The sequence below is a fragment of the Streptomyces sp. NPDC045968 genome, from assembly GCF_056430475.1.
Genome location: NZ_JBWKLF010000005.1, coordinates 462,672 through 478,041 on the forward strand (window position 1 = coordinate 462,672; position 15,370 = coordinate 478,041).

Here is a 15,370-nt window from a genome sequence, read left to right on the forward strand (position 1 = left end):
CGAAGTTATAAAGCACTTCCCTTTCCCCGACGATCTTGTGCAGGCGCAGCGGGCATGGCTCGTGACATACCGGGAGCTCGCCGCCCCTCGCCCGAACCGCACCACCACGCTGCGCCGCCGGCTGCTGGCCCTGTCGGGCCAGGTGCTCTGGCATCCGTTCTGGTCCACCCCAGCGGGCCGGACGCCGGCGGCCCGGGTGGAGCTCCGCCGCGTCGCCCGCCGCCAGGAGCAGCGCGAGCGGAGCGCAGCGTGAACCGCCCGGAGACGCTGTCCGTCAGGCAGGCAGCGATTCTGCGCGCGATTCGCGACTAGATCCTCGAGTACGGCGAGGGCCCCTCAATCCGGCAGATAGGACACCGAGTCGGCCTGTCCAGCAGCAGCTCCGTGGCCTACCAGCTCGGACGGCTGGAAGCCCCCGGCTACGTCAGCCGCACCGGTGCACGCTGGCGCTCCTGTCGTCTTGGCTCCTGAGGGAGTTGGTCAGTCACGGCGAGGGGCGGGGTCGTCCGACTCCGGGTCGTCGTCGCCCAGTTCCGGTTCCAGGCCCTCCGCCATCTCGGTCCGGCCGAGGCCCGCGTCGGCGCGCCATGCCTCGAAGGACCAGCCGGTCACCGCCACCACGGCGAGCCCGAGCGTCCAGCCGCCGACCACATCACTGAACCAGTGGACGCCCAGCGCGATGCGGGTGAAGCCGACACCCAGTACGGAGAAGGCCGCGACGGCCCAGCACAGGGGGCGGAGGCCGGGGCGCACCAGGGGCAGGAGAACGAGCAGCAGGATCGCGAACGAGGTCGTGGCCGTCATCGCGTGGCCGGAGGGGAAGGAGAAGCCGGGGGCGTGCGCCACCGGGTCCGGCAGGTCCGGCCTCGCCCGCTCGACGACCATCTTGACGAGCAGCCCCGTCAGCCCTCCCGCCACGGCGGTGAAGGCCGACCACGTGGCCAGGCGCCAGGCACGCCGGTGCACCAGCCACAGGGTGAGCACCGCGACCGCCGCGCGCAGGGTCACCGGGTCCCACACCACGTCGGAGAAGAAGCGCAGGGTGCCGGTCCACGCCGGATGGTCGAGGGCGGTCCGGTTCAGCCACCTGGCCGCGCCCGCGTCGAGGCGCCGCAGCGGACCCCAGCCGCTCTCCACGAGGACGAACAGGAGGCCGAAGAGGACGGCTGCGACCGCGGCGACGGCCGCGGAACCGAACAGCCGGATCCCGAATCTGCGGTCGGCGTCCCGGCGGATCCGTCGTCGGGCCGGGGCAGCGGGTCGGGCAGTCATTCAGGCTCCTGGATCGGGTTGTACGGGACCGGGCCGCTTGGCCCGCACCGCCTCCAGCTGGGCGGCGAAGGAGATTCCGAGGAAGAGCGCGATGGAGGTGAGGTAGGCCCAGAGCAGCAGGGACATGAAGGCCGTGAGCGGGCCGTACACGGTGTCGAACGAGCCGCTGACCTCGAGGTAGAGGCTGAGTAGCCAGGTCAGCGTGGTCCAGAGCACCAGGTACACGGCGGCACCGAAGGCGAGCCAGGTGTAGCCCGGTTGCTGGCGCCTCGGCGAACGGCGGAAGATCGCGCTCGCCGAAATGACCACGAGGACCACCCCGGCGGGCCAGCGCAGCAGTTCGCATGTGGACCGGGCGCCGGCACCGAGGTCGTACACCTCGACGACGGCCGGCACCAGGTCGCCTCCGGCGACCATGGTGACGAAGCCGATGCCGAGCGGGATTCCGGCGGTCAACGACATCACCAGCCCCCGCAGGTACTTCAGATGGAAGACCCGGTCCCGCTCGACCCCGTATATGCGGTTGGCACCGCGCTCTATCTGGCACATCGCCGTCGTGGTGTTGGTCAGGGAGAAGACCAGTCCGAACCACAGGGCGAGCTGGGCCCCCTCGTCGGCCGTCCGCCGACTGCGGTCCAGCGCGTCGTCGACCACCGCGGCGCTCGGCCCCGCCGTGATCCGGTGGATCGTCAGTTCCGCCACCCTGCCCAGGTTTTCCGTGTGCAGGGCCGTCGACAGCCCGACGAAGGCGATGACCAGCGGCACCACGGCCAGCACGGTCTGCAGGGCGAGCGCCCTGGAGTGGCTGAAGCCGTCGGCGTACCGGAAGCGGACGAAGGAGTCGCGCAGCAGCGGCCATCGGCCGTAGCGCCGCAGGGCGGCCAGCGCCTCGTCGCCGGAGAGTTCGCTGCCGACCATGTCACGGGTCTGCGGGACCCGGGTTGCGGTGCCCATCTCACTCCCCCCGCTCAGGCATGAGCACGGTCAGCGCGCCGGGCCGGACCTGCGCGGTGACGCGCCTGCCCGGGGCCACGGGGTCGCCGTCCAGCTCGCGTGGCTGCGGTGCCTCGAAGCGGATGTCCGCGTGACGGAAGGTGAAGTACTCCACGGGCGACCGGCCTGTGTGGCCGATCTCCCTCTCCGGCCTGCGGCGTACCAGCGAGACGACGGCGCCCACCCAGCCCATCGGTCCGCGCGGGTCGAGGATCATGAGGTCGAGCACGCCGTCGTCGGGCCGGGCCGCCGGGACCAGCGCGGCGCCGCCCTGCACCTTGCCGGTGTTGGCGACGAGCACCATCCGGGCGGTGCGGCGCAGGGGCCGCGCCCCGTCGAGGCCGACCGTCAGGCGCATCCGGGGCGCGCGCAGTTCCCGCAGGCCCGCCAGCACATAGGCGGGCCAGCCGAGCACGGCCTTGGCGCGGTCGCTGGTGCTCTCCAGCATCGCGGCGTCGAGCCCGGCCCCGGACATCACCGTGAAGTGCGCGGGCGCCATGCCGTCGCCCTCGATCCGCCCGAGGTCGATGCGGTGCGGAGCGCCGCGCAGCGCGACGGCCAGCGCCTCCGCCGGTTTCACCGGGAGCCCCAGGTTGCGGGCGAGGAGGTTGCCCGTGCCGCAGGGCACCACCGCGAGCGGTATGCCCGTACCGGCCAGCGCCTCCGCCGCTGCCCGGACCGTCCCGTCGCCGCCGCAGACCACGACGAGTGACGCACCGTCCCGTACCGCGCGCGCCGTCTGACCCTCCCCCGTGTCGTCGGCTGTGGTCGGTACGAAGTCCGCCCCGTAGTGGCCGTGGTCCTCGAGAACCCGTCGCAGGTCGGCACAGGCCGCCTCGTCGGTGACGGTGGGATTGAAGACCACCGTTGTGCGGCCGTGAGCCTGCTCCGTCGACGCCCTGGGGGCCGGTGCCTTACGGGCCGCCGCGTCGGCAGGCGCGGGGGCGGGCACGTGCGGTCCGGTCAGCAGGGCGCGGCCGACGATGAACAGGGACAGTCCGCCGTTGAGCAGGCCGCCCGCGATGTCCGTCGGATGGTGCATGCCCCGGTACGCCCTGGCGATCCCCACCAGCAAGGGCACGAGGAGCAGCAGTACCGCCACGACTCTGCGCCACGGCCCCTTCGTCCGGTGCAGGACCAGGATCGCGATGCCGGCGTACAGGGCTGTCGCCGCGCCGGTGTGTCCGGAGGTGTAACTGGAAGTGGGGGGCGAGGCGTCGAGCCGTTCGACGTCCGGCCGGGTGCGGTCCACGGCTTCGGTGATGACCAGGAAGACCAGGGACTGGAGCGAGACGGCGACCGCCAGGAAGAGCGCGTCCCGCCACCTGGGAAGCCGCGGGACCACGAGGAGGACGAGGCAGGCCAGGAGGGTGCCCGCGATGACCGTGGCCGTGTTGCCCGCCTCGGAGACTACGAGGGACACGGTGTCGAGCGCGCCGGTACGGGCACGCTCCAGCGCGTCGGTGACCCCGTCCTCGGTCGTCAGTGGCCATACGCGGGCCGCGGGTCCGGTGATCAGGAGTCCGAAACCCACCATCAGGGCCGCCTGGCAGACCGCCGCCGAAGCGATGATTCCCGCGGCCCGGCCCATGCCCCCGGCGGTCTCCGGGGCAGGGTGCGAGCGCTCCGCATCCGCCCGGGAAGGCCGGGACGGCCGGGAAAGCCGGGACGACTGGCCCGGAACGCACTCGCCGACAGGGGGCGGCGTGGCGGACACGTGCCCACCGGGGAGGGCGGTGCGTCTTTCCGGTGTGTCGGTCGGCATGGCGTTCCCGTCGTCTCAGTGGCCCTCGGGCTGTGGGTGGAACCGGGGCTCACCCGGCGTTTCGCCGTGTTCCCCCTTCTCGCTCCTCCAGACCTCCCGACGGGGACCGTTATCCGCCCGCGGGCGCAATGCGGGATCCCGGCTCACCTCGACCGATGGCTGACGCGTCCCGCCCATGGCGCCTTGCGACGGCGCCGTTAACGCTGTATCCGGACGGGCAGAGCCTGGACGGACCAGTCCAGCACCGGAGCCAGATTGACCACGGCAAGCAGCTGGAGGTACCGCTCCCTGCGGGGGTCGTTCACGCTCTCCCGAGCCGCCAGCCTGCGGCGAAGCTCGACGTCGTCGGGGCGGGCCAGGAGGTGCGCGTAGTGCGCCGTGAACGCCGCGACGATCGGATCGGCCTGGGGCGAGGCCGGGTCGATGCCGGCGGCCAGGGCCGGGCCGGCCTGGTCACGGACGGCGGCGGCGATGTCGCGGTGCGGGCCCCAGCAGATCCTGCCCCCGTCGGAGTCCTGGCCCACAACGGTGTGAGCACCTGGACATCGGTCCTACCGGAGCAGTCCCCGCTTGCAGTGAGCGGCATCGTGGAACACTGGCAGCATTGCAGAGACTCAGCGAGATCACCGGGCAGCCGAGTGCCGAGAATCCGTTACGCGTGGCGGATCGGAGAACGACGGCCTGACCGCTCGCCCCTGGGACGACGAGCCTTGGTGGCACCCACTCTGGGTTCCCTGGGCTGAGAGCGCCGATGGCGCGGCGCAGGTGATCGACCTGCGTCCTGGCCCAGAGGCCCAGCATCTCGGCTGGGCAGGCCACAGCGGCGGTGGCGACTTCACCGATTCCTGGCCTGATCTGGCGAGCCTTCTCCACGCGGTCGCGCAAGCACTGCATGAAGGCGGAGATGTCCGCGGACTGCACCCCTACCTCACCACGCAAGGCGGGATGTTGCGATCTCTCGGGTTGGTGTCGGTGGTGGTGAGAGTGGGTCGTGCTGGTCCGGGGCTGGTGTTTCGGGGCTGGTCAGTGGGTGTTTACGGGTGGGGGGCGCTGTCATGAGGTGAGAGGTTGATGGGTGGGATCGCTGTCGTGGGGCTTTATCGCATGACGCCTGATGTTGTCTCAGGTTCGTGAGTTCTTATGCGGTGAGGTGGGCCCGGCCAGTGTGATCGGGGCGTGGATCACGAGGTAAGGGCCGGTCGTGGGCCTGTGCTGCCCCGGGGGTTGGTGGTGCGTCGTCTGCTGGAGCGGCAGCAGGCGGGGGAGCTGGCCACGCGGCATGTACGTGCGGTCGCTGAGACGGTGGGTGTTTCGGAGCGTACGGTCTGGCGCTGGCTGGAGCACGCGAAGGCGACCGGGCGGGCGGAGGCGCCGGTCCGGCAGGGATATGCGGTGTCGGACGAGGTGTGGGAGCTGCTGGGTGAGGCAGGGGGCAATGTTTCGGAGTTGAGGCGTCGGCTGGTGGCTGCCGGTGGTGAGGCCCCGGTTCCGTCGATGTCGACGTTGTGCCGGCTGATCCGTAGGGACCGTCGGGCGGGGCGGGCCTTGCTGACCGGGCGGGAGCCTGAGGTGGCCGGGACGCGCCGGCAGGATCCCCTCAGTGAGCTGGGCCTGAACGCGGTGGCCGAGAAAGGCGTCGGTGGGCAGGTGTTCCTGCGGGAGCAGAAGCACCTGGCGCAGGTCCCGGTTTTGGTCCCGGATGCCCAGGTGGTGCACACCTGCCGTTCGGTCGGTGCTGCGGACGGTCGCGCACGCGGCCGCGGTCGGGGCGGTGGTGTGCTTGTACGGCGACGCCGGCCAGGGCAAGACCGTCGCGCTGCAGTCCGCGCTGTCCCAGCTGCCGCACCCGGCCCGGGTCCGCCGGGTCCACGTCGGCGTGCACCCGACGGTTCCCGAACTGCGCCGGGTGCTCGCGGACGCCCTCGAGCTGGGCAGGCGTCTGCCGCGCGGGGCGGGGGAGGCCGACCTGACGCTGGTGAACGCGCTCCGACAGCCCCGCGTGCTGGACTTGGACGAGGCACAGCGCCTTCCGGGGCCGGCGCTGGAGTTTCTGCGCGGGCTGTGGGACCACCCGGACACGGACACGGCCCTCGTGCTCGCGGGCGCGGGCAGCGAACGGGCGCTGCGCCGCGTGCCTGCGCTGGCCTCTCGGGTACTGACCTGGGAGTTGGTGCCGCGCCTCAGCCAGCGGGAGGTGGCCACCGTGATGGCTGCCTTCCACCCGCTGTGGGAGGACGTCAGCGAGGACGATGTCGCGTGGGTGGACGAGCATGTGGGGCATGGCAATTTCCGGACCTGAGCGAAGCTGACCTCGCACCTGACCGCCGAGACCTACGGCAAGAGCCGGGCAGTGGTGGACCGCCGGATGCCGGAGCGGGCCTGCGCACGGCTCATGGGACCGCTGTGACCGGCGCGGCAGGGCCGGCAGAGGACGCTTCCCGCTCCGGCGCGCACGGGGACGGCCCGGGCGTGCGGGGAGGTCTGCCTTCTTCCTCCCTGTCGGCGCTGCGCGGCCCTGCCGTGCGCAGGCTGCTCGCCCTGCGGCAGGACCAGCAACTGACAACGCAGCATGTGCGGCTGATGGCTCAGTCGTTGGAAGTGACCGAGCGCACGGTGTGGCGGTGGCTGGCCGCTGCCGAGCGTGACGAGTCAGCGGCCGCGGAGCCCGGGGCGCGAGCTCAGAGCAAAGACCGCTTCTCCGTCACCCCGGAAGTGCGCCGTCTGCTGGCCTTGTGGAAGGGCAACGTCGCGGCAGTTCATCGTGAGCTGACCGCTCGCGCGGCCAGGGGCGAGGGGGATCCGCCTCCCTCGATCCCGACGCTGCACCGGGCGATCCAGCGGGACCTGACGCCGGGGGAGCGGGCCGGACTCGCCGGTGGTGAACGCGCGGCGCGCAAGCACGATGTGTTCCTGGCCCGGCCGCGGGGGTGGCGCAACCAGGTGTGGGAGACCGACCACGTGCAGGCGCCGGTGCTGGTCGATGTCGAGGGCAGGGCCCGCAAGCCGTGGATCACCTGGTTCACCGACTGCGCCACCAACGCGATCACCGGTGTCGCCGTGACGCCGGTGCATCCGTCGCGGGAGTCGGTGCTGGCCGCGCTGCGCTCCGCGGTCCTGCGCGAGGACCCCTATGGCCCGTTCGGCGGCCTGCCGGAGAAGGTACGGGTGGACCGTGGCAAGGACTTCCTGTCCAGGACGGTGACCGCCGCGTTCGATCTGCTGGACGTGACGGTGGAGGACCTGCCCGCCTACACCCCGCACCTCAAGGGCACTGTGGAGGGTCTGAACCGGGCGGTGGAGAGCATGTTCCTGGTTGCGCTGCCCGGCTATGCCCGCCAGCCGCGCCCCGGCAAACGCCCTTCCCGGCCGAAGGACGAGGTGCTGCTCGGCTTCGAGGACTTCACAGCCCGGCTGCTGGACTGGACACGGTGGTGGAACACCGAACACCAGCCCGCGCCGTTGCGGGGCAGGACCCCGGTTGAGGCGTGGCAGGACGATCCCACCCCGCTACGAGACGTGGCCGCGGCGGATCTGTGGACGTTCACCCTGGAGGACGCCGGCACCCGCACGCTGACGACCCGCGGTATCCGCTTCAGGAAACGTGACTATGTGGGGCCGTGGATGACCGGTCAGTCCGGGATCCAGGTCCGGATCCGCTTCATGCCCCACCATGACCACCGCATCGAGGTCTATCACGCGGCCACCGGCCGCTACCTCGGTCCCGCGGACCTGGCCGACCAAGCCACCGAGGAACAGGTCAGCGCTGTACGGCGGGCACGGGCCGCCCGCAGCCGCCGCCTGAAGAAGGACCTCGAAGCTTCCCAGCGCCAGCGCTACGCCGCCGCCACCCATGCCGAGCCCCCTCGACGGCTCGGCGCACTGACCGGTGCACAGGCCGACGCCGAACTCGCCCGGAGTGCCGGCACCAGCCTGTCGCAGCTTGCGCTGCCGGACGTCATCCCGCCCGCCGCACCCCCGGCCGATTGGCGCACCCCTGCTTCCCTGGCTGCGCTGGCCACGGCGGGCCGGCCCGCCCCGCTCCCGTCCAGCCGTGACTCCGCCCCTGCAGTCCCGGACGGCCCGGCCGGGCGGGGCGCACCTTCCACCCCCGACGAAGACGGAGACCCCTCGTGACCGCGGCGACCTATCAGTACGTCGACCTGCCCGACGCCTCTGTGGTCACCACCCGCGCCCTGCTCACCGCGCGGGAGACCATCGGCGATACGGTCGCCGCCCGCGCGATGATGTGTATCCACGGCGGCGCCGGCTTCGGCAAGACGCTCGCCGTCAACACCTGCTTGCGTGAACTCGAACCCGGCGAGGACGTTCGCAAGATCACCTTCCGGGCTCGTCCCACCGCCCGAGCGGTGCGCTACGCACTGGCTCTGGGAACAGGCCCAACTCAACGTCTCGCACCCGCAGGCCGGGCGCCTCACCTGGCGCACGTGCCACGCCCGGTTGCGCCAACCAATGCGTGAGACCACCATCAACGGCCAGGGCATGGACGAGGCGCTCTACATCGTTCCGCCCTTCACCCCCGCTGCGGCCGACGCCAACGCCGCCGCACTGGACGCCTTCCGCGCACGCCTGGGGCGCCACGGCATGACCGAACGGCGCGCCCTGATCCTCGGACAGATCAAGGAGGTGGCACCCACCCCGCACGGCGTCGCCTACCAACTCGCCCACCAGCGCACCCCGCTCTATGCCCGCGCGGCCCTGCACGCGAGGGCCATCCGCTCCTACCGGCATGCCCTCGGCAAGATGGCCGCCGAGCACGGCGCCACACGGATTGCCCTGTTCGTCGCCGAACGCAGCCCCAAGGGACACCTCATCGCCGTCGACCTGGCCGCGATGCTCACCACCGGCACCTACATTCCCGCCGATTCCTCCTACGAGGTGGTCATGGCCGACGCCCTCGCCGCTTGCCGCCGCGCCTTCATCAAGCCCCTCCGCTACGACACCGCCGACGCTGTCCTGCCCGACTTCGTCCTCACCGACGTGGCACCCGCGGCATACGTCGAGGTCTACGGCATCCACGGCCGGGAAACCTACGACCGGCGCAAGGCCGAGAAACGGGAGTTCTACCAGCGCCAAGGGGGCCGGCTCATCGAGTGGGATGTCGCCTAGCCGCTCCCCGCACTCGCGCGTTCCGGCCAGCGCGGCTCCGGACCGAACGACTGACACCAGCCACAGCAACGGTGGGCGCGGTGGACTCAAGGCATCGGCTTGTCCACCAACGGCGCGTCTAGACGGACCAGGAACTGGCGCGCGGTCTCCTCCAGCGCGGGTGAAGAAGAGCCTCCTTCCTCCCGCTGGGACATCGCCGACCGCACCGTCCCGTCTCACGTGACGCTTGAGCTGATGCTTCGATCAGCTCGGTGCGGGGGCGGTAGGCCGCTCCAGCCGGTCGAGGAGTCGCAACGCGCCGCGACCACGGCCGAGGACAGCACCGATTCGCCGACCCCGAACTGCTGCACGCCGAGACCTCCTATTTGGCCGCGCGCGAGGGCCAACTGCACCTCATGCACGATGCGCTCGGCCGCCTGGCCTTTCCCGCCCCGGCCTCCGCGACCTGCCCGAGACGCTCGCCCCGGTCGCGGCCGCGCAGACCCAGCGCCGCGTCATCGAGGCCTTCGGCACCCTGGAGCGCGCGGCGCAGGCGCTGGACGTTCACATGCTGGGCGATCTCCCGCAGGCGTACACCCCGATCTTCGTCGACGGCCCGCCGCCCTCCGGAGTTCCCGCAGGAGGACCGGTATGGGAGGACGCCCTGCGCGCCCTGGGGCTCGACGCAGGCGACGACCGCACCCCGTGACACCCACGGCCTGACTCAGGCGCTGTCTTCCGCGGACACTTCCTGCCCGCGGGCCGGGGCAGCCCCGTCGAGTGTCTCGGCGAGCATCGCGGCAGTCTCCTGCAACAGCTCGATCGCCAACTGCCGGCGGACCTGCCGTACGACCTCGTGGGCCATGCTCGAGATGTCCACCCCGACCGTGCCACCGGGCAGATGCTGTTCGATGGCACGCTCCACGACAGCGGTCAGCCGGTCGCGCCCTTGCCTTCCCGTCACGCGACCAGACTCTCCTCGCACAGCCCGGCCTGGCGAGCCCGGAACAGCGCGGTGATGGTGAAGGCGTCGGTGACCTCGCCGGTCAGGGCCATCTTCTCGGCCTCGGCGAAGGGAATGGTGCGGGCCCGGCGGATGCCCTCCCCGCGTTCGAGCTCGCCGACGGTGTCGATCCGCGCTGCGTACAACTGGACTGCGTCCGCCAGGATTCCGGTGTCGGGATGCACTGTTCCGAGGTCGATGAACTCGGCCGCCGGAGCGCCGATCTCCTCCCGCAGCTCCTTGGCCGCGTTGTCGGCGTGTGCAGGTCCGGCGGTGGCGCCGCCCCGCGGGATTTCCCAGTGCCAGGCCCTTGTTGCGTGCCGGAAGTGCTCGATGAGGACGACGTCGCCGCCCAGTAGGGGCAGTACGGCCACCCCCGGCTCTACCTGCGGAGAGACCATGCGCAGGTAGCGGCCCTGCTGGCCGTCCGGGAAGACGACCGGGTCCTGGAGCAGCATCCACCACTTGTCGCGGTAGATGACCTGTCCTTCGGTCATCGGCCTGCGCATGATGCTGATCGCACCGTCCCCGGGCGGGGTGAGAAACCAGGCGGGGGGAGTGTCGCGCAGGTGCGCGTACGCGGACTCGGGGGTGTGGTCCATCAGATCACCGACTTCGGCGGCCAGAGTGAGCAAGGATTAGGGCAGTGGTACGGCGGGGGTCACGCGACAGCTCCCAGGCGGGCGGCGGACGGGTCGGCGGCGAGCTCATCGACGGCGGTGTGCGTCATGGGCCCGGTGGTGCTGATCCGCGCCAGGTCCTCGAAGCACTCAAGGCGCCACTTTTCGACCACCCAGTCCGGTGGCCGGTCGAAGGTGACGGTCAGGGAGCCCATGACCAGACCGTGCAGGAGCGCCTCGCGCGGTGAGGCCGCCACTTAGCCGTGCGCCTCCTCGGGTGAGGCGCCGGCGAGCGCGGCGAAGTAGGTGAGCACCGCCTCCTCGTACTCTCCGGTGCCGGCGTCGAGCACGGTGGGGGAGTACGGGCCGTTCGGCTGATCGAGGAACATGCTCAGCAGCGGGGCGAGTTCTGCCATCACCTGGCCCAGGTGGCCCGGAAAGCCCAGGAACGCAAGCTCGTCCCGGTCCAGGGCGCGGTACAGCCGATGCAGCTTTCGGGTGTCGACCGCGGGCGGAGACGGCTGGAAGCCGATGGCCAGGCCCTCATCGGGCAGGTTCGGGGCGGTGCGGGGGCTCACGTCATCGGCTCCATACGGGTCGCTCGGGCAACAGGTGCCACCCCATCTACGCCCGCCCACAGCCGCCTCGGGCCCCCGGCCGCCGAGGACGCCGTGGGGCGGGAGGATGCGGCGCACAACCAGGCTGCGCCTCCCGCCCCACGGACTGGGCGGCCCCGGGCAGTGCCGCCACGCCGGGCACCGGCCGCCTCCCGGCCGATTCCGCCTGCGGGGAGGGCGGGGGCAAGTCGCGGAGCCAGAAGGTGGGACCGCGGCCACCTGCAGGCCCCGGCACTGCTGTTCCCGCTCTGCGGACCGGCACCCCAAGTTGCCGTTGCAGGCCGCGGGAGCCGGGCGGCCGAGCCGATCACCGGCCGCGACCAGATGCGCAGCTTCGACCCTGCCAGGCCACTTCCGCGCCACATTCCTCGAAAGGCTCCTCGATGATCCGTGCTACGCGCCGCGCCGGTGTGCGGTCCGCCGCCAGTGACACCCCGTGGACCGCGTGCGGTGGTCGGGGCGAGTACCGCTCGCCCCGCCGGTTACGCGCAGTTATGGCCCTCCGGGATGGCGAAGCAGCGGGGCTGCCAGCTGGTCCAGTAGCCGTTGGAGTGGCGCACACGGGCCCAGTCGTTGCCGTCCGAGCCGGTGGCGATGATGTAGAGGAGCGAAGTGCTGTTCTCCTGCTCAGGGGTCGCGTAGATGCGGCTCTGGACCCACCCGCCCATGGACATCCAGCCGTTCCAGGATCCGTCGGACCTGGTCCAGTTCGTCCACACCGCGTGATCGGCACCGACGACGAACTCCTCCTTCGTCCCGTTGGCGAATCTCATGGTCGAGACGCCGTACTCACAGATGTATGTCTGCCCCTTGGTCGAGCAGTAGGTCGCCGCCTGTGCCGGCGACGCCGCGACCCCCACCCCCGCGAAAGCGGCCAAAGCCGCGACTGTCGCGAGGGCACTCTTGAATCCGCGCATGTCCATATTCCTTTGCCGAGTGGCGTGGTCATGTCGGGGAGCGGGAAGAACCAACCCCCCTGCCACCCGACGTGGATATCCTCGCCCTCTCCTCTAACGTCCCACTGGCGCTTCGCTTACGTCCTCGAGATGGAGGGCGGCCTGCCGCACCGGCCGACCCGCCCGATGAGTCGGGGCGGGACAGGCGGGAGCCGGGCCGGCACCCCCAAGCGAAGCCGGACCGGACGTTCATCGCCGGGGGTCGCTGGACGGAAGAGGGCGGGTCGGCCGGGCACGAGCCTCACGCGCACTCATAGGTGCACCCCGGGCCGGGACCCGGGGTGCACATCGACGAGCGGCCTCAACCGTGACGAGCGTCGGGTTCCTCGCGGCGCAGAAGCGCGCGCAAGGCCATGGACGCCGCTGCCAGGGCGATCAGCACAGCCCCTGCGGCGACGTCGAAGACCTGGGCCCCGTCGAAGACAGCGGTGTTCCGCAGACCAAGCAGCCATGGGGAGGCGACCAGCCACCCACCGCAAGCAGCATGATCATGTCCGACCAGGTTCCGACATGCCGGCTCAGCCGGGCTATCGCCACCGCGAGCACCAGGATGGCGACGCCGATCTCGTTGCGGTGGATGTCCTTGGCGGCGTCCGGCCCGTCACCGCCGACCCACGGGGCGACGCACAAGGCGATACCGATGACGAGCATGAGTCCGCTGATGATCTGCTCGCGCCATCCGTGCATCAGCACCTGTCGGCTCGTCGAAGCCGGATGCGTTGATGTCGCACCTGCAACCATGGTTCCTTGCCTCCTCGGGAGCGGCGACAGCACCTCTTGGGACGCGACACCCACCATTATCGGACCTGCCTCGACCGGGGCGATCCCAGGCGTCGGGCCGCCTGTCCCGGTGAGCCGCCACCGAACGGTGAGCTACGCGGGCAGGCGCCTCACCTCACCGGCCCCCGGACCGACCAGCACGCGTTCGCCCCTGCCGCAGCGCACGACATCGGCCGCGAAGCCCCCGCGCTCCGCCTCGGCGAAGAAGTCGGACACCGGACTGCGCATGACCCCGTACTCCTCGTAGTGCACGGGCAGCGTGCGGCGCGGGCGCAGGAGCCGGACGAGGTCGGCTCCCTGGCGCGCGTCCATGGTCACCAGCAGGCCGCCCGGGAGCGTCGTGCCGCCCAGGTGCAGAACGGCCAGATGGAGATCCGGGTGGCGCCGGGCGATCTCCCTGATGCCGGGGAACATCAGCGTGTCCCCCGTGATGTAGAGGCGCAGTTCCGGCGTCGCGCCCTGGGGGCCGAACTCCAGCAGACTGCCCATGACGGGCGGGAGCAACGCCTGGGCGAGCCCGGGACCATGGCGGCCCGGCAGCGCTGTGACGCGCACCTGGGACCGGTCGCGGGAGAGCGTCTGAGACTGCCAGGTACGCAGGCCGGTGGCCCGCGAGAAACCGTGCAGTCCTTGGAGGCGCCGGGAGGCGTGCGGAGTCGTGATGATCGGCAGCCCGTGGTCCAGACCCCGGCGGGCGAGCCGGTCCCAGTGGTCCCCGTGCAGGTGCGACAGGATCACGGCGTCCAGGTCGGGTGGCAGGTCGCGGACCCCGATGGCCGGCTCGGTCAAGCGGCGGGAGAAGAGTCCGTTTCCCAGGTAGGCGAAGCTGCCCCGGTGCAGGAAGTTGGGATCGGTCAGCAGGGTGAGTGGCTTCGTTGATGTCTAGTGACAGCACTTGTGCATGAGTTCCGACGGCAGTTGGTGATCAACGCATCCAGGAATGTTGACGCGAAATGACGGCACTGCCGGTCGCTGCCCGCGCCGTCGACTATTCGCTGTGACGAGACCAGAGATGTCCGTAGGGTGCGTGCATGGCAGACGAGACCGAGCGGTTCGTTCAGGCGGCGATTGCTGCGGAGATGCGGCTTCTCGACCCCGACGTGCGTGGTTCGCGAGCTCTGGTCTCGGAGCTTTTGGACCCGGAGTTCACCGAGATCGGAGCTTCGGGACGACGCTGGGACGCAACGTCGATTCTCACGGTGACGAGTGCTGGTTCGGTGGTCCCGGAGTCCCCGGTGATGGTCAGCGAGATGGTAGGGGTTGTACTCGCTCCCGGCGTTGTTCATCTGACGTACCTCGCCGACAACAGAGGACGTCGTGCGTGGCGAAGCTCTTTGTGGCGTCTGACGGAAACGGGCTGGCGGATGTACTTCCACCAGGGGACTTTGGCGAGTTGAGCGATTGGGCCCGCCACCTGTCAGGACGGCGGGCCGACAACCGAGACGGCGGCAGAAGTCAGCCGGCCTTGACGGGCTCCTCAGCTCGGGGCTCGTGTGCTGGCGAGGCGGTAGGAGTCTGTGCCAGTCTCGATGATGGTGCCGTTGAAGGTAAGGCGGTCGACGATGGCCGCGCAGAGGCGAGGGTCGGTGAAGGTCTTGGTCCAGCCGCCGAATGACTCGTTCGAGGCAATGGCGACGCTGTTCTTCTCCTCGCGTTCGGTCAGCACCTGGAAAAGGAGTTCGGCGCCTCGGCGGTCGAGTTCCATGTAGCCGAGCTCGTCGATGCAGAGAAGATCGACGCGGCCGTAGCGGGCGATGGTCTTGTTCAGCTGCTTCTCGTCGGCCGCTTCGACCAGCTCGTTCACGAGCTTCGTGGCGAGGGTGTAGCGGACGCGGTAGCCCTTCATGGCGGCCTCGGTGCCCAGGGCGATGAACATGTGGGACTTGCCGGTGCCGGAGTCCCCGATCAGGCAGAGTGGCTGGCTCTTCTTGATCCATTCGCAGCTGGCGAGGGTGTGGATAGTGGCGGCGTCGATGTTGGGGTTCGCGTCGAAGTCGAAGGCCCGCAGCGACTTCTCGCGCGGGAAGCCGGCTGCCTTGATCCGCCTTTCCGAGCGGCGACGGGACCGGTCGTCGCACTCGGTCATCAGCAGCTCGGCGAGGAAGCCCCGGTAGGTCATCTGGTCCCTCATAGCCCGGTCGGCGATGTCGGAGAACTCGTTGCGGATCGACGGCAGCCGCAGAAGCCGACAGGCGCTGTCGATGGCGGCGTCGGCAGCCTGCTCGGTCAAGCGGTTGGTGACGTTGGCTGCCACGCGG

The 15,370-nt window shown here is 70.7% G+C and carries 17 protein-coding genes and 2 pseudogenes; 7 read left to right on the forward strand and 12 right to left on the reverse strand.

All coding sequences use genetic code 11. The features are described 5' to 3' along the window. Positions 1-61 precede the first annotated feature (61 nt). The gene (locus AC07FA_RS17940) at positions 62-253 is read left to right on the forward strand and encodes a hypothetical protein (RefSeq protein ID WP_479076504.1); all 192 of its coding nucleotides are present in this window, start codon (positions 62-64) and stop codon (positions 251-253) included. A gap of 59 nt (positions 254-312) precedes the next feature. Then, the gene (locus AC07FA_RS17945; protein ID WP_479076612.1) at positions 313-471 is read left to right on the forward strand and encodes a LexA family protein; all 159 of its coding nucleotides are present in this window, start codon (positions 313-315) and stop codon (positions 469-471) included. 9 nt (positions 472-480) lie between these two features. Here AC07FA_RS17945 and AC07FA_RS17950 read toward each other — a convergent pair whose 3' ends face one another. The 4 genes and pseudogenes from AC07FA_RS17950 to AC07FA_RS17965 form a co-directional block, all read right to left on the reverse strand. Further along, on the reverse strand, positions 481-1,272 hold the full coding sequence (locus tag AC07FA_RS17950; protein WP_479076506.1) for a phosphatase PAP2 family protein: 792 nt from the start codon (positions 1,270-1,272) through the stop codon (positions 481-483). Next, complete coding sequence (locus AC07FA_RS17955; protein ID WP_479076507.1) at positions 1,273-2,226, reverse strand: YihY/virulence factor BrkB family protein; 954 nt, start codon at positions 2,224-2,226, stop codon at positions 1,273-1,275. Between the two features lies 1 nt (position 2,227). Further along, the gene (locus tag AC07FA_RS17960; RefSeq protein ID WP_479076509.1) at positions 2,228-3,856 is read right to left on the reverse strand and encodes a bifunctional phosphatase PAP2/diacylglycerol kinase family protein; all 1,629 of its coding nucleotides are present in this window, start codon (positions 3,854-3,856) and stop codon (positions 2,228-2,230) included. A gap of 371 nt (positions 3,857-4,227) precedes the next feature. Next, positions 4,228-4,518 (reverse strand): annotated as a pseudogene (locus AC07FA_RS17965) (MerR family transcriptional regulator); the annotation flags it as partial. 1,244 nt (positions 4,519-5,762) lie between these two features. On the opposite strand from AC07FA_RS17965, the gene AC07FA_RS17970 reads away from it, so the two are divergent. The 4 genes from AC07FA_RS17970 to AC07FA_RS17985 all read left to right on the forward strand — a co-directional run bounded on the left by AC07FA_RS17970 (position 5,763) and on the right by AC07FA_RS17985 (position 9,845). Next, positions 5,763-6,329 carry an AAA family ATPase gene (locus tag AC07FA_RS17970; protein ID WP_479076510.1) on the forward strand — a complete coding sequence of 189 codons (567 nt, stop codon included), beginning with the start codon at positions 5,763-5,765 and terminating at the stop codon, positions 6,327-6,329. Positions 6,330-6,550: 221 nt separating this feature from the next. Then, the gene (locus AC07FA_RS17975; protein WP_479076613.1) at positions 6,551-8,164 is read left to right on the forward strand and encodes a transposase; all 1,614 of its coding nucleotides are present in this window, start codon (positions 6,551-6,553) and stop codon (positions 8,162-8,164) included. Positions 8,165-8,332: 168 nt separating this feature from the next. Beyond that, positions 8,333-9,157 (forward strand): DUF1173 family protein, encoded by an 825-nt coding sequence (locus tag AC07FA_RS17980; protein WP_479076512.1) that lies wholly within the window; start codon positions 8,333-8,335, stop codon positions 9,155-9,157. Positions 9,158-9,704: 547 nt separating this feature from the next. After that, positions 9,705-9,845 carry a hypothetical protein gene (locus AC07FA_RS17985; RefSeq protein WP_479076514.1) on the forward strand — a complete coding sequence of 47 codons (141 nt, stop codon included), beginning with the start codon at positions 9,705-9,707 and terminating at the stop codon, positions 9,843-9,845. Between the two features lie 15 nt (positions 9,846-9,860). On the opposite strand, the gene AC07FA_RS17990 is transcribed toward AC07FA_RS17985, so the two are convergent. The 7 genes and pseudogenes from AC07FA_RS17990 to AC07FA_RS18020 all read right to left on the reverse strand — a co-directional run. Further along, on the reverse strand, positions 9,861-10,100 hold the full coding sequence (locus tag AC07FA_RS17990) for a hypothetical protein (RefSeq protein WP_479076516.1): 240 nt from the start codon (positions 10,098-10,100) through the stop codon (positions 9,861-9,863). After that, positions 10,097-10,774, reverse strand: a complete 678-nt coding sequence (locus AC07FA_RS17995; protein ID WP_479076518.1) for an NUDIX hydrolase — start codon at positions 10,772-10,774, stop codon at positions 10,097-10,099. The genes AC07FA_RS17990 and AC07FA_RS17995 overlap by 4 nt, the downstream gene beginning before the upstream one ends. Before the next feature lie 26 nt (positions 10,775-10,800). Beyond that, positions 10,801-11,016 (reverse strand): hypothetical protein, encoded by a 216-nt coding sequence (locus AC07FA_RS18000; RefSeq protein WP_479076520.1) that lies wholly within the window; start codon positions 11,014-11,016, stop codon positions 10,801-10,803. Next, complete coding sequence (locus AC07FA_RS18005) at positions 11,017-11,337, reverse strand: hypothetical protein (protein ID WP_479076521.1); 321 nt, start codon at positions 11,335-11,337, stop codon at positions 11,017-11,019. Between the two features lie 521 nt (positions 11,338-11,858). Continuing rightward, positions 11,859-12,293, reverse strand: a complete 435-nt coding sequence (locus tag AC07FA_RS18010) for a DUF8189 domain-containing protein (protein ID WP_125516029.1) — start codon at positions 12,291-12,293, stop codon at positions 11,859-11,861. A gap of 414 nt (positions 12,294-12,707) precedes the next feature. Further along, positions 12,708-13,019 (reverse strand): hypothetical protein, encoded by a 312-nt coding sequence (locus AC07FA_RS18015; RefSeq protein ID WP_479076523.1) that lies wholly within the window; start codon positions 13,017-13,019, stop codon positions 12,708-12,710. A gap of 186 nt (positions 13,020-13,205) precedes the next feature. After that, positions 13,206-13,979: pseudogene (locus AC07FA_RS18020) on the reverse strand (MBL fold metallo-hydrolase); the annotation flags it as partial. A gap of 164 nt (positions 13,980-14,143) precedes the next feature. Between AC07FA_RS18020 and AC07FA_RS18025 the strand changes: the two are divergent. Continuing rightward, entirely contained in the window at positions 14,144-14,509 is a 366-nt protein-coding gene (locus tag AC07FA_RS18025) for a nuclear transport factor 2 family protein (RefSeq protein WP_479076525.1), read from the forward strand. An 80-nt stretch (positions 14,510-14,589) separates the two neighbouring features. Here the strand turns inward: AC07FA_RS18025 and istB are convergent, their stop codons facing one another. Next, the gene (gene istB / locus AC07FA_RS18030) at positions 14,590-15,366 is read right to left on the reverse strand and encodes an IS21-like element helper ATPase IstB (RefSeq protein ID WP_479076615.1); all 777 of its coding nucleotides are present in this window, start codon (positions 15,364-15,366) and stop codon (positions 14,590-14,592) included. Positions 15,367-15,370: the final 4 nt, after the last annotated feature.

Bases quoted from the DNA above. Each gene is read 5' to 3' on its own strand.
- AC07FA_RS17950 (WP_479076506.1), bottom strand. From the start codon at position 1,272: ATGACTGCCCGACCCGCTGCCCCGGCCCGACGACGGATCCGCCGGGAC.
- AC07FA_RS17955 (WP_479076507.1), bottom strand. From the start codon at position 2,226: ATGGGCACCGCAACCCGGGTCCCGCAGACCCGTGACATGGTCGGCAGC.
- AC07FA_RS17960 (WP_479076509.1), bottom strand. From the start codon at position 3,856: ATGGGCCGGGCCGCGGGAATCATCGCTTCGGCGGCGGTCTGCCAGGCG.
- AC07FA_RS17985 (WP_479076514.1), top strand. From the start codon at position 9,705: ATGCTGGGCGATCTCCCGCAGGCGTACACCCCGATCTTCGTCGACGGC.
- AC07FA_RS18010 (WP_125516029.1), bottom strand. From the start codon at position 12,293: ATGCGCGGATTCAAGAGTGCCCTCGCGACAGTCGCGGCTTTGGCCGCT.
- AC07FA_RS18015 (WP_479076523.1), bottom strand. From the start codon at position 13,019: ATGCACGGATGGCGCGAGCAGATCATCAGCGGACTCATGCTCGTCATC.
- AC07FA_RS18025 (WP_479076525.1), top strand. From the start codon at position 14,144: ATGGCAGACGAGACCGAGCGGTTCGTTCAGGCGGCGATTGCTGCGGAG.